This is a genomic window from Citrobacter rodentium NBRC 105723 = DSM 16636, assembly GCF_021278985.1.
GTDB classification, from domain to species: Bacteria; Pseudomonadota; Gammaproteobacteria; order Enterobacterales; family Enterobacteriaceae; genus Citrobacter_A; species Citrobacter_A rodentium.
Window position 1 is genome coordinate 5,207,426 of the sequence record NZ_CP082833.1, and the last position, 17,365, is coordinate 5,224,790.

The window sequence follows — 17,365 nt, forward strand, 5'->3', positions numbered from 1 at the left end:
AACCTAAGGCGAAGAATCATGGAAACTAATATCGTTGAAGTTGAAAGCTATGTTCAGCAGTCAGAAGAGAGACGGGTTAGCGCGTTTGCGCAGGAAGTTAAATGTTACCTTGAACAGTATCCCAACACACAGTATGTCGATGTGCTCCTCACCGACCTGAACGGTTGCTTCCGCGGGAAGCGCATTCCGGTATCTGGCCTGCGGAAACTCGAAAAAGGCTGCTATTTTCCTGCATCCGTATTTGCCATGGATATCCTGGGCAATGTAGTGGAAGAGGCAGGACTCGGTCAGGATGTGGGCGAACCCGACCGCACCTGCGTGCCGGTACTGGGAACCTTAACCCCTTCCACTGCTGACCCTGAATATATTGGGCAGATGTTACTTACCATGATTGATGAAGATGGCGCTCCCTTTGACGTTGAACCGCGGAACGTTCTTAACCGCCTGTGGCAGCAGCTGCGCCAGCGCGGACTGTTCCCGGTAGTAGCGGTAGAGCTGGAGTTCTATTTACTTGACCGCAAGCGCGATGCCGAAGGCTATCTGCAGCCCCCTTGCGCACCGGGCACCGATGACCGGAATACCCAGAGCCAGGTCTATTCCGTTGATAACCTCAATCACTTCGCCGACGTGCTCAACGACATTGATGAAATAGCGCAGCTACAAAAGATCCCTGCCGATGGTGCAGTTGCTGAAGCTTCTCCTGGCCAGTTTGAAATCAATCTCTACCATACCGATAACGTACTCGATGCCTGTGACGATGCGTTAGCCCTCAAACGGCTGGTGCGTCTGATGGCGGAAAAACATAAGATGCACGCCACTTTTATGGCCAAGCCCTATGAAGAACATGCCGGTAGCGGTATGCACATCCACATCAGCCTGCTGAACAATCGTGGCGATAATGCCTTTTCCGACAAGGATGGCGAGGATTCTGCACTGCTTAAAAAAGCCCTGTCAGGGATGATCGATTTAATGCCTTCGTCCATGGCGCTACTGGCGCCGAACGTTAACTCATATCGCCGCTTCCAGCCGGGGATGTACGTCCCGACTCAGGCATCCTGGGGCCACAATAACCGTACGGTTGCCCTGCGCATCCCCTGTGGCGATCGTCAAAACCACCGGGTTGAGTATCGTGTAGCTGGGGCTGACGCCAATCCGTATCTGGTGATGGCGACAATTTTTGCCGGCATTCTGCACGGTCTTGATAATGATCTGCCGCTGCAGAAAGAGGTGGAAGGCAATGGTCTGGTGCAGGAAGGTTTGCCCTTCCCAATCCGCCAGAGCGATGCGCTGTGGGAATTTATGCAAAATGACCACCTTCGCCACTATCTGGGTGAACGTTTTTGCCACGTATACCACGCATGTAAGAACGATGAATTGTTGCAATTTGAGCGGCTTATCACAGATACAGAAATTGAGTGGATGTTGAAAAATGCATAGCGCCTTTAACAGGGCCGTAATAACGGGCTAAGGGGATCCTGGTCTGACATTTTCTGGTAATCCAGACATTTCCCGTATGTCGCGTTATGGAACTCTGGCGGCAACGGGTTACCGTAACGATTAATTTTGTGACGAGGAAATGAGATGATACCGATGATGACGTTTTCCCAGGGAGAAGGAGGCAGCGAACGTGAAATCCTGGCGGCTCGCTGCGCCCTATTGACTATTACGCTCTTGCTTCCTCTGCTAAACAGGTTTGATTTCAGGTCGACGCGATCAAAAACCCCGTTGCGCAGTGGAGGTCAAGCCAATGGCCACTAACACTTCACTGAATATTCCTGCGCAAGCGGGAAAGACCTCTCTGCGTAAATCGCTTAAGTTGTGGCAGGTCGTCATGATGGGGCTTGCCTATCTTACGCCGATGACCGTATTCGATACCTTCGGCATCGTTTCTGGTATCAGCAACGGTCACGTTCCGGCTTCCTATCTGTTAGCGCTGGCGGGTGTTCTGTTTACCGCTATCAGTTACGGCAAACTGGTGCGTCAGTTTCCTGAGGCAGGTTCTGCGTATACCTATGCGCAAAAGTCGATAAACCCCCACGTAGGCTTTATGGTGGGCTGGTCGTCGCTGCTGGATTATCTCTTCTTACCTATGATTAACGTCCTGCTGGCGAAGATTTATCTCTCTGCCCTCTTCCCCGAAGTCCCGCCGTGGGTATGGGTGGCTACCTTCGTCACTATCCTGACCGCAGCTAATCTGAAAAGCGTTAACCTGGTGGCTAATTTCAACACCCTGTTTATTCTGGTACAAATAGCCATTATGGTGGTCTTTATTGTGCTGGTCGTTCACGGGCTTCATAAAGGCGAAGGCACCGGTACCGTGTGGTCTCTGCAGCCATTTATCAGCCAAAATGCACATCTGATCCCCATCATCACCGGGGCAACGATAGTCTGCTTCTCATTCCTGGGCTTTGACGCCGTCACCACACTGTCAGAAGAGACGCCGGATGCTGCCCGCGTAATCCCCAAGGCTATTTTCCTGACGGCTATATACGGTGGAATTATTTTCATCGTCGCCTCTTTTTTCATGCAGTTGTTTTTCCCCGATATCAGCCGTTTTAAAGATCCCGATGCCGCCCTGCCGGAAATAGCTCTGTACGTCGGCGGCAAGTTGTTCCAGTCCATATTCCTGTGCACAACCTTCGTGAACACACTGGCCTCAGGGTTGGCTTCACATGCCAGCGTGTCACGACTGCTTTATGTGATGGGCCGGGATAATGTCTTCCCGGAGCGAGTATTCGGCTACGTTCATCCGAAATGGAGAACGCCAGCGCTCAACGTCATCATGGTGGGAATCGTATCCCTGTCCGCGTTGTTCTTCGATTTAGTCACCGCCACGGCGCTGATCAACTTTGGGGCACTCGTGGCGTTTACCTTTGTTAACCTGTCTGTCTTCAACCATTTCTGGCGGAGAAAAGGTTATAACAAAAGCTGGAAAGACCATTTTCACTACCTCCTGATGCCGCTCATTGGAGCGCTAACCGTAGGTGTGCTGTGGATAAACCTTGAAATCACGTCGTTAACGCTTGGGATCATCTGGGCGATGCTTGGTGGGATGTATCTCTGTTATCTGGTGAGACGCTATCGCAAAGTGCCGCTATATAACGCAGAACAAAAGATAATTGCAGAAAGCGAGGGCTGATTAAATCAAACGGTGCGGCAAAGGATATCTGTGCCGCACTTTTATGCTGGCAGCATATGGGCTTTGAGTTGGCGAGGCTTCCCACTTCGCAGGCTGCAACTGGCCTAGAGCCAGACTTTTGAAGTGATTCACTGAATCAAATAAGCCAGCCCCGTAGCAAAGAGCATTGAAAGCAGTACCGATGCCAGGCCGGGCAGCAGAAAAGGATGATCGATAATATGTCGGCCCAGTCTGGTATAACCGGTATCATCCATCTCTACCGCTGCCAGCAGCGTCGGATAGTTTGGCAAAATAAAAAGAGAAGACGTGGCCGGGAAGCAGGCCACTAAAATAGCCGGAGCAATGCCCATGCTCAGCGCGGCGGGGAATAAAATTTTTGTGGAAGCCGCCTGAGAATACAAAAAGCATGATGCCGCCATAATAATGATAGCCAGCATAATGGGCGAATCCAACAAGTGTGACGAGACCGCGCTTTGCAACCACTGTTGATTGCTATCCATAAAAGTTGACCCCAGCCAGGCCACGCCGAGGATACAGATGCAGGAGGTCATGCCGGTTTTAAACACCGATCCGGACGGGACCTTGTGTACGTTAACCCGGCAGCACACGACAATCAGCAGCGCAACGCCTAACATCATCTCTACCCGCGCCTGTCCGCTGCTCATGACCGGATGGGCAATCAGCCCTAATTTTGGACTGGTGACAATCGCATAAACCAGCACCACAACCAGTCCGATGATAAAGATCAATACCGAACGACCGGCATAGGGCGGGATCGTCCGCTCATTCCTTGCCTTAACCTGAACCGGATTGTCATATAGCCGATCCTGCTGGCGGATCCTGTCCCAGCACAGGTAAGAAACAGAGGTGACCAGCAGCGCCAGAAAGGTGGACGGTATTGATACCGCAATGAGCTCAATATAGCCCCAGCCGGAATGGCCCTTTTCCAGAATCCCCGAGAAGAAAATCACTGCCGCAGAAATGGGCGACGCCACAATGCCCAGCAAAGAGGCGCTGACGGAAAGAGCAAGCGCCCGGGTGGGTTTTATATTGTTCTCTTTCGCCACGCCGACAATAACCGGCATACAGGCAAAAGAGACCTGCCCGGTGCTGGCCATCATGGTTAATAACCAGGTGGAAAGCGGCGCGGTGATGACTAACAATCGCGGATAGCGGCGCAACAGGCGCTCGGTGAGGTCAACAAGGTATTCAATGCCGCCGGCTTCCTGCATGGCGGCAATCGCCACGATCACCACCATGATAAATACGATAACCAGCATCGGCATATCACCCGGCGTGGCGCCGAGCGCGCTGAGCACAATCACGCCGGCACCGCCGGCAAACCCCACTCCTATCCCCCCGACCCGCATGCCGATGTACAGAAACAGCAGCACCACCAGAAACTGAACCAATATCATATATTGCCTCCACGGCTCCCTGTCCGGCATTACCCCTTCGCAAGATGACATGGCCGCTGGGCAAACGCGCGCTCACCATATCTTTGGATGTAACCTGCCGGTAAACGACAATTCATCGCTGCACACGGTATTAATCAGACATCCGATATGCTCAATCTCAACTTCCACCCTGTCCCCGGGCTGCATAAAGAGCGGCGGCGTACGTTTTTTTCCGATACCTCCGGGGGTGCCGGTCAGGATCACATCACCCAGGGAAGAGACAGAGGTGAAAGCCCCGACGTTATGATGAAGAACAGCAAAAGATAGCCGGGCGAAGTAACCTATTATCCGCAATACAGTAAGAGATATTTCTGTATTGCGGATTAACAACAGACTCAGAATAAATTAACGGACGCGGCCCAGCTCAGCGGCGCGCATGGCATCGTGGATCTCTTTTTCAGCGCCCTTTTCCAACGGCAGCAGCGGAGAGCGAACGGTCGCATGTTCAAGGATCCCACGCGCAACCAGAGCATGTTTAAGGGCCACTGTCCCTTCCATGTGAGAACCGCGGTGGTACACGCTTTTGGTCACCGGCAGCAGACGATCGTGCAGCTGACGCGCTTTAACATAATCGCCCGCTTTACCCGCCTTGATCATTTCAATTAACGGCTCAGGCGCGATATTACCGTAGCCGACAAGGAAACCATCCACATCAAAGGCAGTATGCAGCAGATATTCATCGTGGCAGCTTAAGATTTGCAGATCCGGACGCTCGCAGCGAATAACCGGAATCTCAGTGTCCCAGCGGCGCATATTACGCACGCCATTCTTCATGGCAAATACGCCCGGCTGCGCGGAGATATCCAGCAGCGTTTTCAGGTTGTAGGTGGCTTTAGTGACATCCGGATACTGGAAAAGAATCAGCGGCAAGCCACTTTCTTCATACACCACGCGGTAGCGATCCTGAGGCGCGCCGTCCTGATAGCCAAAACGCAGCCAGCCGTGTGAAGGATAGAGCAAACCCGCAGATGCGCCGGCGGCAACGGCGCGCTTCGCCTCCAGCGCGGCCACTTCCGTCCCTTCCCCGGTGATACCGGCAATAATGGGAAGCTTATCATCCACGGATTTCACAAACGCGCGGATCACATTCGCCTGCTCTTCCTGGGTCAGAAAAGTCCCTTCTCCCGCGTGTCCCAGCACTACCAGACCTTTCACGCCGTCAATGCTGCCCAGCCAGTTACCGAGGCGCTGAATGGCATCATAGTCTACACGTCCATCGCGAGTGAATGGCGTAACCGGAGCCGGAGTCAAACCTCTCAGATCGATGTTAATCATAAATATCCCCTTGATGAATAATCATTTGTTTACGGTTAAGCGATTATTTAAAACGCAAATGAAATCGTTTCTGCAATCGTTTTCACGGGATTGACATTGAACCTGAAAAATAAAACCGTCAACGCCATATTGGTTAAAAATGCAACGCAGATCACAAACTAAACAGCGATCTGCATCCGGTATGAGATCCGTTATACAAAAATCAACCCTCCCCGCTTTCTCCAGGAAAGCCGGGGAAGGATTTCAGGCGGATTATTTACGTGGAGACGAAGTAGACTTACGAGGAATAAGGGAAGGCGTGGTAACCCGCATATTATTATTTATCTCTGGATTCAATAACATATCAACCGCATTGCTGGCGATATGCTCCAGCGGCGTCCTGACCGAGGTCAGCGCCACGGGTAGCCTGCTCACCAGGGGAATATCATTGTAGCCCACCAGGGATAGATCTTCGCCAATCACCAGCCCCTGCTGGTGCGCGGCCGCGAGGACGCCAATCGCCAGCTCATCATTGACGGCAAACAGCGCGCTCGGGCGATGCGGCTGGCTGAGGATCTTCACTCCCTGCTGCTCCCCTGAGGCGATATTAAAATCAGAATGACAACACCATTCCGCTTCGATCCTGAGTCCGGCTTCCTGCATTGCCCGCTCAAAGCCCTTACGCCGGTTGCGCGCGTTGGAGGCAAAATCAGGGCCGCCAATCAGGCCAATATCCCGGTGGCCTAAATCAATCAGGTGTCGGGTAGCCAGATAGCCGCCAAGCTCATCGTCCCCGACCGATGAAGGACTAAAACCGTCGGTGCGCAGCGCCAGTACGTGGGGAACATCCCGTTCACGCAGGGTTTGCGGCAAAGGATCGTCCAGTCGGCAGGTGGACATGATCAGCCCATCAACACGGCGATCCAGCAGCGATTCAACGGCGTTTTTCTCCTGCTCTTTGCTATCTCCGCAGGTAGCGACAATTGCAAAGTAGCCTCGCCTGGCCGCCGCCCTGGCTATCTCTTCAAAAAGCATCGCCGTGACGGCATCGGTCAGCCTGGGAACCAGGACGCCAAGCGTTCCGGTATCGCCACGCCGCAGGCTGGAAGCAACATAGTCCCGACGGTAGCCAAGCTCTCGCGCCACCTGGCGAATTTTATCTGCCGAGGTGCTGCGCGAGGTGGGTAGCCTTTCATCGAGTACGCGCGAAACGGTCGAGACGCTCACGCCCGCAGCGCGAGCAACATCCCGCATTGTCGCCAGCTTTTTTTCCGGCAAATCGTTCAGTTCACTTTCTTGATCCATCTGCTACTCCAACTCATCAATGCGGGTAAATATCCGTGTTGCCCGTTCAAGGGATACCATCATGCAAACCGAGAGATTAAAGGATCTTACGTCAAACCTCGTCCGGACAAAAGGAATGGTGCTTCACTTTGCCAGGGTCCGCTCTCCCGGTGGTTTATTCACTCATCTTGTTCACTTTACTCGACGTTCGCTGCCTGGCCTTTTTACGCGTTAGTTTTATCAGATTGTGAACTGTTCGACATTTATACAACTGTCGCAATTGACTTAGCGACAAATCCAGCAAAGGATTAGCTGCAAATGAAATCGATTGCAATAACGTTATCACAAACGAATTATGCAGCACGTCGATGAATTAGGGTTCGTTACCCTGTGGTTATTCAGAAACTTACGTGTATGCCCCAGAAAACGTTTAACAGGGTAATACTATGTCAACTCAGGTTATTACTTCAGATTACGCAGTTGCCAGCGGAACGGCGTCAACCCCAGATGCGCTGCTGGCAAGGCTGGAACGCCTTCCTATCACCCGACGGCTGAAAGCGATCCGCGTTATCGTCGGCTTATCGACGTTTTTCGATGCCTATACCATTATTGCAATCGCATTTGCTCTCCCCCAGCTTACTCAGGAGTGGGGTCTTACGCCGACCTTTGTCGGTCTTATTATTGCGGCCAGCTATGTGGGACAGTTGTGCGGCGCACTTTTTTTTGGCTCACTGGCGGAAAAAATAGGCCGTATTGGCGTTTTACGTATCACCATTATCATGTTCGTGCTGATGGATGCCGCCTGCCTTTTTGCCTGGAACGGCTGGTCAATTCTTATCATTCGCTTTTTACAGGGCGTGGGTATCGGCGCCGAGGTTCCCGTGGCCAGCGCCTATATCAATGAATTTGTCGGCGCCAAAAAGCGCGGGCGTTTCTTTTTGTTGTATGAGGTGATTTTCCCCATCGGCATGATGTTTGCCGGGTTGGTGGGGTATTTTCTGGTGCCCATCTATGGATGGAAAGTCATGTTTTTAATCGGCCTGGTGCCCTCTGCGCTGACCGTTCCCCTGCGCTGGCTGATGCCAGAATCACCACGCTGGTTGACCGCAAAAGGCCGACTGAAAGAAGCGGAGAACGTCGTATCAACGCTGGAATCTGAGGTCATCAGACGCGGGATGACGTTACCTGAACCGGAAATAAAAGCCCCGACGGTTCACAAAGCGGCTCCGGAAGGAGCGAAAGCCCTCTTTAGCGGCATCTACAAATCCCGAACCTTTATGCTGTGGGGGCTGTGGCTGACGGTTTATAGCGTCAACAATGGGATGATCACCTGGTTCCCTACCCTCTACAAAACCTGGTTTAACCTCTCCCTCGATACCAGCCTGGCCTACGGCTGGATCACCTCCTCCTGCGGCGTCGTTGCTTCGGTGATCTGCGCCTTGATGATCGACCGTGTCGGCCGCAAGCGCTGGTACACATGGGCCTTTCTACTGGCCATTGTTCCGCTGATTGCCCTTTCTGTTCTGGGGGCAAAATCCGCCGTTGAAATTCTGATTCTGGGCAGTCTCACCTACGCCATTCTGCAAACCATCGCTTTCTCGCTTTATCTGTACGCGGCCGAGCTTTATCCCACCCGACTGCGCGCTATCGGCACCGCGTATTCCAGCGCATGGCTCCGGGCAGGGTCTTCCATAGGCCCCCTGATGGTCGGTTTTATCGTCAGCGGCTTCGGGATCCGCTTTGTATTTATCACTTTCACGGTTATTGCACTGATTGGCGGCTTAATTACCTGGCTTTTTGCCATTGAAACCAAAGGAAAATCGTTAGAAGAGCTGTCGCCTTAGACGGTCAGCGGCTCCGGGAAGCATGGAGCCGCTTCGGACCGAAGGTCGGCGTAGTCGGCTGATTCAGCTGCGCCTGACCCGGGATCATTCATAGACCTGGCTCATCAACGGACGGTGAAAAACATGAATAAACTTATCAAAAGCGGCATGATGCTGCTGGCTTTACTACACCCTTTTCTGGCGCTGGCCAACGAGACGCTTTTTTCTCCTACGGCAAAAAATATGACCGGAGAGTGGGGAGGCGTGCGTACGGATCTACGCCGTCATGGTTATGATTTTACGCTGGAATATAGCGCGATGACGGCCACAAATATGTCCGGCGGTTACGATCGCGATAAAACTCTGCGCTATAGCGACCAGTATATTCTCGGCATAGACATGGACCTGGAAAAGATTTTTGGCATTCAGGACGGTGAATTTAAAGCCTCGGTGAATAATCGCAACGGGCGTGACCTGACTCAGGATCGCCTGCAGGATCCACGCGCGCCGGTAATAGGCTCCGGTGTGCAGAGCAATTACGGTCGGGAACAAACATGGCACGCGACGCAGTTTTGGTTCAAAAAAATCGGGGGGGATAAAAAGCTGGATCTCAAGGTGGGCCTGATGCCGCCAGGAGAGGATTTTGATAACAGCGGCTGCTTTTTTCAAAACCTGTCGCTGTGCGGTTCTTTAGCCGGACACGGTAGCGGCGTCTGGTATAACACACCCATAGGCCAGTGGGGCGGCCGTATAAAATACAGTCCTATCCCGGCGCTTTACGTCCAGGCAGGCGCGTTCCAGTACAATCCTGATTACGCCACCCGCCACGGCAGCTTTAAGCTGGATGGCACCGGACATCTGGGATACATGTATCTTTTTGAACTGGGATACCTGCCCGCTTTCGACACAGCAAAACTCGCTGGCGTGTGGAAAATCGGCGGATGGTATAACACGGCGGACGCCAATGATGTGCTGGATGACGACAATGGCGATCCCTATGTCCTCACGCACCAGGCCGCCCGGCGGCACGGAGGGCGCTACGGAGGTTATCTCTATATTGGCCAGCAGATAACCCACTCGCGCAACCAGCACCAAAATGGCCTGAGCCTTTTCGGGCATCTGGCAATAAATGATAAAAAGACGGCGACCATGGATTATCAGATCCAGGCAGGAGCTATTTATAAAGGTCCTTTCGCCAGCCGTCCGCAGGACTTTATCAGCTTCGGCGTCAGTAAAATGCACGCCAACGACAGGGTCGCCCGTCGGGCGCAGTTCCTGAACCAGCTGCGGGGGATTGATGATTATGATAACCCCCTGTATGTCCCGGTTCGTAAAGCCGAGTATGCCGCGGAACTACATTATAGCTTTCGCATAACGCCATGGCTGACCGTGCGCCCTAATCTACAACTCCTCGCCCATCCTGGAGGAAGTGAAGAGATTAAAAACGCGTGGGTTGTCGGCAATCAGGTGACCGTCAAATTCTGATAAAAAAAGCCGCACTGTCTGGCCTAACTATAGGGCAGGATCGTCTACCGGGGCGGGGTCAGTCCAGTTTTATAACAGTAAGCGTCGGCATGGTTCGAGTGATCAGATGCCGCCGACGGAATATGAAAATCAATATTATCAACTATTGGGTTATCTCATTCCGTGAAAATTCCCCGTCTCATTCCAGTCTTTACAGTGAATAATAATTACATCACATAAATGAGCTAAATATAATTGTTCTGAAATTCGTTTTTTATTTTTTGGAGTGTTATCAGTGAAATAAATCATCAATATGTGAGATGTTTGTTTTCATACAAAAAAAGATATACAGAAGCATGTCGTTAAAAACTATTATGTGGCCAGCTTTGAGTTCACCATCACTAAAAGAGAACTTAAAAAAGAAAATACAACACTTTCATAATATTTATTTGCAAAAATGAATACTGCGCAAAAATTATTAAAGTCACATAAAATACCCGTACAAAAAAATATCATAAGTGAATGGACATGATAACTACTCATATTTTATTACGCCCCCCAAAAAACTCATGAGCTTATTTAAAAAATAAACTAAATGAAAGGAGTGTAAGTTAAAAAGAGAGCTTAGCCTACTACCTCCTCATAACAAATTACAAGAAATTATCAAATGGAAGGTAAGAATAATTAACAATTACTAAGCGTTATAACTTCCATATTATTATTTATTAGTTCCAAATCATGTGTTACCATAATTATGGTCCCCCCTTCGTTGTTGAAGGAATTTAAAATACTCATAATTATTTTTTTGTTTTCCTTATCAAGGCTTGCTGTTGGTTCATCTGCGAGTAGTATTTTTGGCTGTTTTATTAGAGCCCGGGCAAGAGCGAGCCTTTGTTTCTCCCCGCCAGATAAAACGGATGAGCATCCGTTTTTAAAATGCAACCCAACCATGGATAAGAAATGATCTACAGTTTTTTTCTTCTCTTTTTGCTTAGAATATTCAACAGAACAAAGAATGTTACGAATAAGATCTTGTCTTTCATTAATCAATGAATCCTGGAAAATATATCCAAAATATGACCTTCTCAATTCTTGCGTTTTATTGCAATCATAAAAATATATCTTTTCATCATAAAACATATAATCACCATAAAAATCCCCATCCAATAACCCAATAATATTTAACAAAGAACTTTTACCAACACCAGATGGACCGGTTATAATATAAAAACCACCCTCCATAATTTTCAGAGAAGTATCAATAAGAATGGTTTTATCTCTGAATTTCTTTTTATGAATATATAAATTAATCATTGATTCTAATCTCAAAGGCTGTATCCAATAGTGCCTGTAAGGAAGCGCTATCTCCATGTATGAGGAGTGTGACCATTCTCATTCCTGATGTTTTAGAACTTGTACGATCAACTATACCAGAAATCCTTCTTACAGAGGCTTTCCCTTTCATATTACCAACAAGAGAAATATAATTTATATTCTTATCTTTGATATTTCCTTGAAACACAACAGGATCTATTTTTATATCGACATAAAACCTATCCAACAACTCAATGTTCATTAACAAATCACCAGAATTTACATACTGCTGATTATTTACATTAATATTTCTTATAATGAAAGGTTTTTCCATATTTACATCACCAAGATGCAATATGTCATTCAAAGAATTTATCTCAGAGCGAAGGCTTATGATAGATAGCTCCATATTATCCAATTTGTCTTCATAACTGTATAAATCATGTTTGGATAAGAAACCTTTTTGATAGGCACTTAGCCCATCCTGATATTCTCTCTGAATTCTTTTTTTTTGTTTTTCTGCATTTTTTATTTTTAATGAGAGAATCCTTTTATTATTATTATACTCGTAGTTATGAATGGTGAAAAGTTTCCCAGCTTTACCTATATCACCTTCCCTTAAGGAATTAAGAGTAATAAAACCAGAATATGGACTTTTAAATGTTAAAGATTCACTACCTCTTAAAACCCCATAATAAGTATCAGCATATGATGATAAGGAGAATGAATTAATTAATAAAATTAAGATACATCTGATAATATTTAAGATCACGTTCATTTTTTTTAAGATTAATTTCTGCTTCATATAATTCATCCTGAGAGTCAAGATATGACAGTATATTTTCTTTTTTTTCTTTAACCAGCCATAGTTTATACTCCATTCTTCTATTCTTTAATTGAACTTCTTTTTTTAAAATGGGTATATTTCTTTTAATGGCTAAGTACTCATTAAGTATATTTCGATTTGCAATGAGAAGCTGTTCATGATCCCTTTCTGATTCCAATCTTGCTTTAGTCACACTAATAGCATATTTTTTTTGATTGTCGATGGCACTAAAAATATTGTTTATAGGAAAATTAACACTTATTCCTCCATTATAGTTCATTTCCCTAAGATTTATATCTCTGAGAGCACCTTCATTTTTAGGAGTTAGTCCTATTGATAGGTATATTGATGGCAATAGTGAAGCATTATTGATATCAAGTTCGATATCAGCCTGCTGTAATTTATTATGTTTGTTTTTATCAATTAGCTCCCGATAGCTAATTGTTTTACATGATAAAATGTCATTTTCTGTAATTTTAGATATGTTTTGAGGTGGTATTGAGTAGTTCTTATTGATTTTATTTTCGAGTAACTCATAATCCGCTTTCAGCCTATTCAATGAGCTTTCCATCTTTAAAACATTCAATGATTTAACATCAACTTCAAGTGATGGGATAATTCCAGATTTTAAATCCAACACTGTCTTGTTATATTCTAATTTAAGCTTATCCAGTCTCCTTAAAATCAATGATATATTTTCTTTTAGATATTTATATTGTAATATATCAGCATATAATTTCAACAATTGTTCATTTTTATCCTTTTCAAAGGATATTATTCTTCTTTTATTATCATTCTCTTCTTTCTCACTATTCTTCCCTAAACTTTCGCCAGAGAATATAAGTTGTGAAGCAGCTATATAAAATGAGCTTCGTCCAATATCTACTAAACCAGTATTATTATTAATGTATTGCCCCATGCCAATAGATACGTTTGGCAAAAAAGAAGAAGCAACGGACTTGTTTTGTAATAGGCTGTCTTCCTGTTCCAATTTGAAGAGCTCATAACTTTCTAATTTGCTTAAATACATATTCAAACTACATGAGAAAACATCTTTTCCCACTAATAAGTTAGCCAATATAATCACCATATATTTCTTGTTAAATCTCATTTTGTTCTGGCCTTTATTAATTCAATTGGATTTATTTTAAATGTTTTATTCCCATATAATAAATTAGCTATAAAGCATAGAATTAGTACAGCAGACAATGACATTAATATCATTAACCATCTGATTTTTACACTAATATTTAATATTGATGATAATAACATTATCGATAATATTGATATTGCAATTGACAACAACAGACTTACTATAACGGTAAAAATAGTTTCTATTACAACTACAATCTGAATTTCTTTATAAGAAATACCATGTATTATCTTTAAGGCAAACTCAGTAGACCTGGATTGGAAGTTTCTCTTACATACGACAATGCAGCTAATAATGGCTGTAATTGTTAATAATAAGTATATTGAGTTAGTCAGAAGAGAAAATCTATTTAATACACGTTCTACAATCGCCCTTGCATCAAGTGAGGTTGTAATCATATATTTGTCTATATTATTTTTCTTTAATTGATTCTTAATTGATGTTGACATTTCGGTTGTCACATCTTTATCAAATATTATTTGAATATTATCTATTTCATTATCCAGATTAAATCTAAATAAAGTATCCAGGGGAATATAATATTTCTCATTAGAGTTGCCGGGAGATAACCCAAGACTATCAAGAAATTCTGCTTTGGATTTGTTTTTTACTCCTATAATCTGAAATGGGACTCCGTTGAAAAATATTTCCTGGGGCTTGTTTGAAATATCTAAATTATTGTTGTTATACACAGCAACGTTACCTTCAAACAAAGAGTCATCAAACTCCCCCCCCATTAGTAGATTAATTCCAGCTTTATCTATTGCTATAACAGATATAGCTTCATCAGAATAAGGGGAATTTCCCCCAGTCAAAAAAGAACGTTGTGAATAAGACAATTTTGTATAATACTTATTTAATACCTTATCTATATTATCTTTTTTTTCATGCTGATATAACTCAATTGATATTATATTATCCCCTCTAGATTTTAATTCTTTTTCTGCCTGCATTGACACACTGTAAATTAATGAATCAGTGATGATCACTCCAAGGAAGCTAAGTGATAAAAACAATATAAATGTTAAGGCGTATCTGATATTCTCCTTAAGACTTATAATAGCCTCTAGTATATAAATGCTCATACTTAACAATGTCCATAATTTTTATCTGGATATTTCATATGTATTCCCCCTCATTGTCATGGTCATTTCAGATAAAGTGTGCGTGATACCAAATAAAATTAATTTTTGGGGAAAAACATCAAATTAATACGTGTAGAAGGCTCTGTGTTTGATAAATGTATATAAATATATATCACTTATAAAAATATATATCATAGCTGCATTTAAAATATTTATTGGATTTTCTCAAAATGCAGATGCAAGAATCCACTCCATGTCCTCAAAAGTAAACAAATGAGTCTGGCAATAATATTTTTCATTTAATATTTTAACGCATTGCATTTGTTATGCACTTTATTATTACAATATTTTTACTGAGAAATTATTAATATTTTTATCGCTCACATTAATAAAGTTAATGGTTTTAGCTAGCTTCGCTGGGTATGAAGAATCTGACAACCCAGCTCAGCACGCTACGTAAGCAAAGAGACAAGATGGCACTTAAAGCAGAACTGCGGGTTCTTTCAGACGTAAAGGCATATATCTGTCCATCATCCGTCCAGGCGTACCACCAATATTTTTCAGTAGATGCCAGCAATTTTCCACCCGCAAGGAAACTGCAAAAGTCTTCAATGAAAACATATCGTTATCCATGACGTAAATCAGCCTAGATCTTTGTTAACTACAAAGCATCGTTCAGTTCTGCGGATTGGTGCTATGCTCTGCATTGCTCAGCCCGGCTGGTGATTTGGGATATTTAGCGATTGATTAGATCGCATGAATCGGACTGAGTTCTCCATAAGCTATCTACTATTCCGAGCAGTTATTTAGGTTGTATCAAATTATCCCCTGCATATTTTCACTCATAGTTTATTCGTTACGCCCTTCGTTGAGCTATACTGGCAGAATGAAGGATTTCTCATAGGAAAGTTTTTTTACAGTATTTTAGTGCAGGAGTATGGATTCCGTGTCGGTTAATCTGAACGAACGGCGTTTCCAGAGGTGACTGGAGTGGATAATTTAAGTTGAGAATTATTGAGCCATCATTATTGTCAACAGACGTAACGCAGCACTGAGAAACTTAATGGGCATTCGGCTTCTTCTCCCTTTTCATCATTGTGATTACATGAGAACAAAGTCTGTAACAATTCATCGGTAATGACTTTTATAAAAATAGACCTAAAACAACCACCACATCAGTCGCTGTATGAGTCAGGGTGTTAATACCGGTAAGTATGCCCACTTCCTCAGGCATGAGCCAGAAGTGCTGAATGTTCAGCACCCGGATAAAGGGGACAGGTCAGGAAGGCCTGAGAATGTACCGCCCTTCCCTGCCAGTTTACGCCAGCGGACCAGGCAGGTAGCATCATGAAAGCATGATTAGTGGCGCTTCTGAGCTGGTATTCTTACATCAAACCGATCATTTTCATGACTATGTTGCAGACAATACCGTTCTGATGCCTGGTGCTGCTATTTTTAGTGGTGATTATCGTTCGTTTTTTTCAATTCAACGTTGTTTGTTCACCGAGCTGGAGTCCTTCTACCCTGCCCTTCTCGATGTCTTTCTGTTCAAGCTGTTTACAAGGATCATAAATTCGCCTGTATGAACGGCTCCCCGCCTGCAAGGCTTCCATTGCTCTGACATCGACGAATACTTTCTCCTCAATCTCCATAGCCAGATCTGTAGGCCACGATGAGATTCGCTGACCTGATTTTCATTCTCTGTACGGACTTCATGTCCAAGCAGTTATTCAGGTTTCTCAGGTCACGGTCTTACCGTATTTGTTATTACTCTGGCTGTCCTGACAACTTTTTGGAAAGAGTCAATATTTACCGGTATTAGCGATTAACATAACCTGATACTGATGTAATTCTTATCGTACTTACGGACATGCACCGCTGTTACCCATACAGTTAGGGACAGCTTGTTCGCCATCGCCACTATGCTCACACCTGATGGACGCCGCTTTTTCAGTTCGGTTATCCATAACCCGGCTCTTTTGCTGATAATGACGCTGCTCTTACGCCGTGGATAAACAGGATTCGCAGGTATTTATCGCCGCGTTTGTTTATCCCCTGCAGGCGGACTTTTACATCAGAACCAGTTTATTTTGGCACCAGACCTAATACGCCGTCCGGATTTGAACGCTGAGACTTCAACCATAGCGGCTACCGCCTCCGTAGCAATCCGCGGCCCAATACCGGGAATTTCCATCAGCCTTTTACAGGTTTCATTCTGTAGTGCCACATTGTTAGGCTATTTTTCAAGCCCATCTATCTACACGCCCGGCTCACTGGGCCTATCGTACTGATTTTCCAGCGCAGTGATGAGATACGGGGACAGCTTCGCCTTCATCCGCTACAGGGCTGACGGGGAATCTTTGTTTAATGCAGCCCTGACCTAATGGATCGTTTCACCAAACTCCAGCAGCATGCCATAAATCGCATTAATCTGTGCGAAAGGAAACTTCACCAACCTTCACTGGTTTTATTGCTGGACAATTCCCAGGTTTAAGTCGGCAAATGACGCAGGGAATAATCTCTATGATTCGATAAATGGTGATGACTCCAACGGTATTTATCCGAA

Annotated in this window: 13 protein-coding genes and 2 pseudogenes; 5 read left to right on the forward strand and 10 right to left on the reverse strand. The window is 45.5% G+C overall.

Going from position 1 to position 17,365, the window contains the following annotated elements; translation table 11 throughout:
- Nucleotides 1–18: 18 nt before the first annotated feature.
- From K7R23_RS24770 to K7R23_RS24775, 3 genes are all read left to right on the forward strand, one after another.
- Nucleotides 19–1,437 (forward strand): glutamine synthetase family protein, encoded by a 1,419-nt coding sequence (locus tag K7R23_RS24770; RefSeq protein ID WP_012904714.1) that lies wholly within the window; start codon nt 19–21, stop codon nt 1,435–1,437.
- 156 nt (nt 1,438–1,593) lie between these two features.
- Nucleotides 1,594–1,758 carry a YmjE family protein gene (locus tag K7R23_RS26030; protein ID WP_420830985.1) on the forward strand — a complete coding sequence of 55 codons (165 nt, stop codon included), beginning with the start codon at nt 1,594–1,596 and terminating at the stop codon, nt 1,756–1,758.
- A complete protein-coding gene (locus tag K7R23_RS24775) occupies nt 1,748–3,139 on the forward strand; it encodes an APC family permease (RefSeq protein WP_012904713.1) in 1,392 nt (463 codons plus the stop codon). The genes K7R23_RS26030 and K7R23_RS24775 overlap by 11 nt, the downstream gene beginning before the upstream one ends.
- Nucleotides 3,140–3,267: 128 nt before the next feature.
- On the opposite strand, the gene K7R23_RS24780 is transcribed toward K7R23_RS24775, so the two are convergent.
- From K7R23_RS24780 to K7R23_RS24795, 4 genes and pseudogenes are all read right to left on the reverse strand, one after another.
- Nucleotides 3,268–4,557: an anaerobic C4-dicarboxylate transporter family protein gene (locus K7R23_RS24780; RefSeq protein WP_012904712.1), complete on the reverse strand. Its 1,290-nt coding sequence runs from the start codon at nt 4,555–4,557 to the stop codon at nt 3,268–3,270.
- Nucleotides 4,558–4,629: 72 nt separating this feature from the next.
- Nucleotides 4,630–4,827, reverse strand: a pseudogene (locus K7R23_RS24785) (fumarylacetoacetate hydrolase family protein); the annotation flags it as partial.
- A 114-nt stretch (nt 4,828–4,941) separates the two neighbouring features.
- Nucleotides 4,942–5,871 (reverse strand): dihydrodipicolinate synthase family protein, encoded by a 930-nt coding sequence (locus tag K7R23_RS24790; protein WP_012904710.1) that lies wholly within the window; start codon nt 5,869–5,871, stop codon nt 4,942–4,944.
- Nucleotides 5,872–6,123: 252 nt separating this feature from the next.
- Nucleotides 6,124–7,155, reverse strand: a complete 1,032-nt coding sequence (locus K7R23_RS24795; protein ID WP_012904709.1) for a LacI family DNA-binding transcriptional regulator — start codon at nt 7,153–7,155, stop codon at nt 6,124–6,126.
- Between the two features lie 425 nt (nt 7,156–7,580).
- Between K7R23_RS24795 and K7R23_RS24800 the strand changes: the two genes are divergently transcribed.
- Nucleotides 7,581–8,978 carry an MFS transporter gene (locus K7R23_RS24800; protein ID WP_012904708.1) on the forward strand — a complete coding sequence of 466 codons (1,398 nt, stop codon included), beginning with the start codon at nt 7,581–7,583 and terminating at the stop codon, nt 8,976–8,978.
- 123 nt (nt 8,979–9,101) lie between these two features.
- Nucleotides 9,102–10,442, forward strand: coding sequence for a carbohydrate porin (locus tag K7R23_RS24805; protein WP_024132497.1), 1,341 nt, complete (start codon nt 9,102–9,104; stop codon nt 10,440–10,442).
- Between the two features lie 663 nt (nt 10,443–11,105).
- Here K7R23_RS24805 and K7R23_RS24810 read toward each other — a convergent pair.
- The 6 genes and pseudogenes from K7R23_RS24810 to K7R23_RS24835 all read right to left on the reverse strand — a co-directional run.
- Nucleotides 11,106–11,735: an ABC transporter ATP-binding protein gene (locus K7R23_RS24810; protein WP_012904706.1), complete on the reverse strand. Its 630-nt coding sequence runs from the start codon at nt 11,733–11,735 to the stop codon at nt 11,106–11,108.
- Nucleotides 11,728–12,540, reverse strand: coding sequence for a membrane protein (locus K7R23_RS24815; RefSeq protein ID WP_012904705.1), 813 nt, complete (start codon nt 12,538–12,540; stop codon nt 11,728–11,730). The genes K7R23_RS24810 and K7R23_RS24815 overlap by 8 nt, the downstream gene beginning before the upstream one ends.
- Nucleotides 12,464–13,648 (reverse strand): TolC family protein, encoded by a 1,185-nt coding sequence (locus K7R23_RS24820; RefSeq protein ID WP_231851615.1) that lies wholly within the window; start codon nt 13,646–13,648, stop codon nt 12,464–12,466. The genes K7R23_RS24815 and K7R23_RS24820 overlap by 77 nt, the downstream gene beginning before the upstream one ends.
- Nucleotides 13,649–13,668: 20 nt before the next feature.
- On the reverse strand, nt 13,669–14,799 hold the full coding sequence (locus K7R23_RS24825) for an FtsX-like permease family protein (protein WP_042623153.1): 1,131 nt from the start codon (nt 14,797–14,799) through the stop codon (nt 13,669–13,671).
- A gap of 480 nt (nt 14,800–15,279) precedes the next feature.
- A complete protein-coding gene (locus K7R23_RS24830) occupies nt 15,280–15,432 on the reverse strand; it encodes a hypothetical protein (protein WP_232796101.1) in 153 nt (50 codons plus the stop codon).
- 1,192 nt (nt 15,433–16,624) lie between these two features.
- Nucleotides 16,625–17,257, reverse strand: a pseudogene (locus tag K7R23_RS24835) (transposase); the annotation flags it as partial.
- Nucleotides 17,258–17,365: the final 108 nt, after the last annotated feature.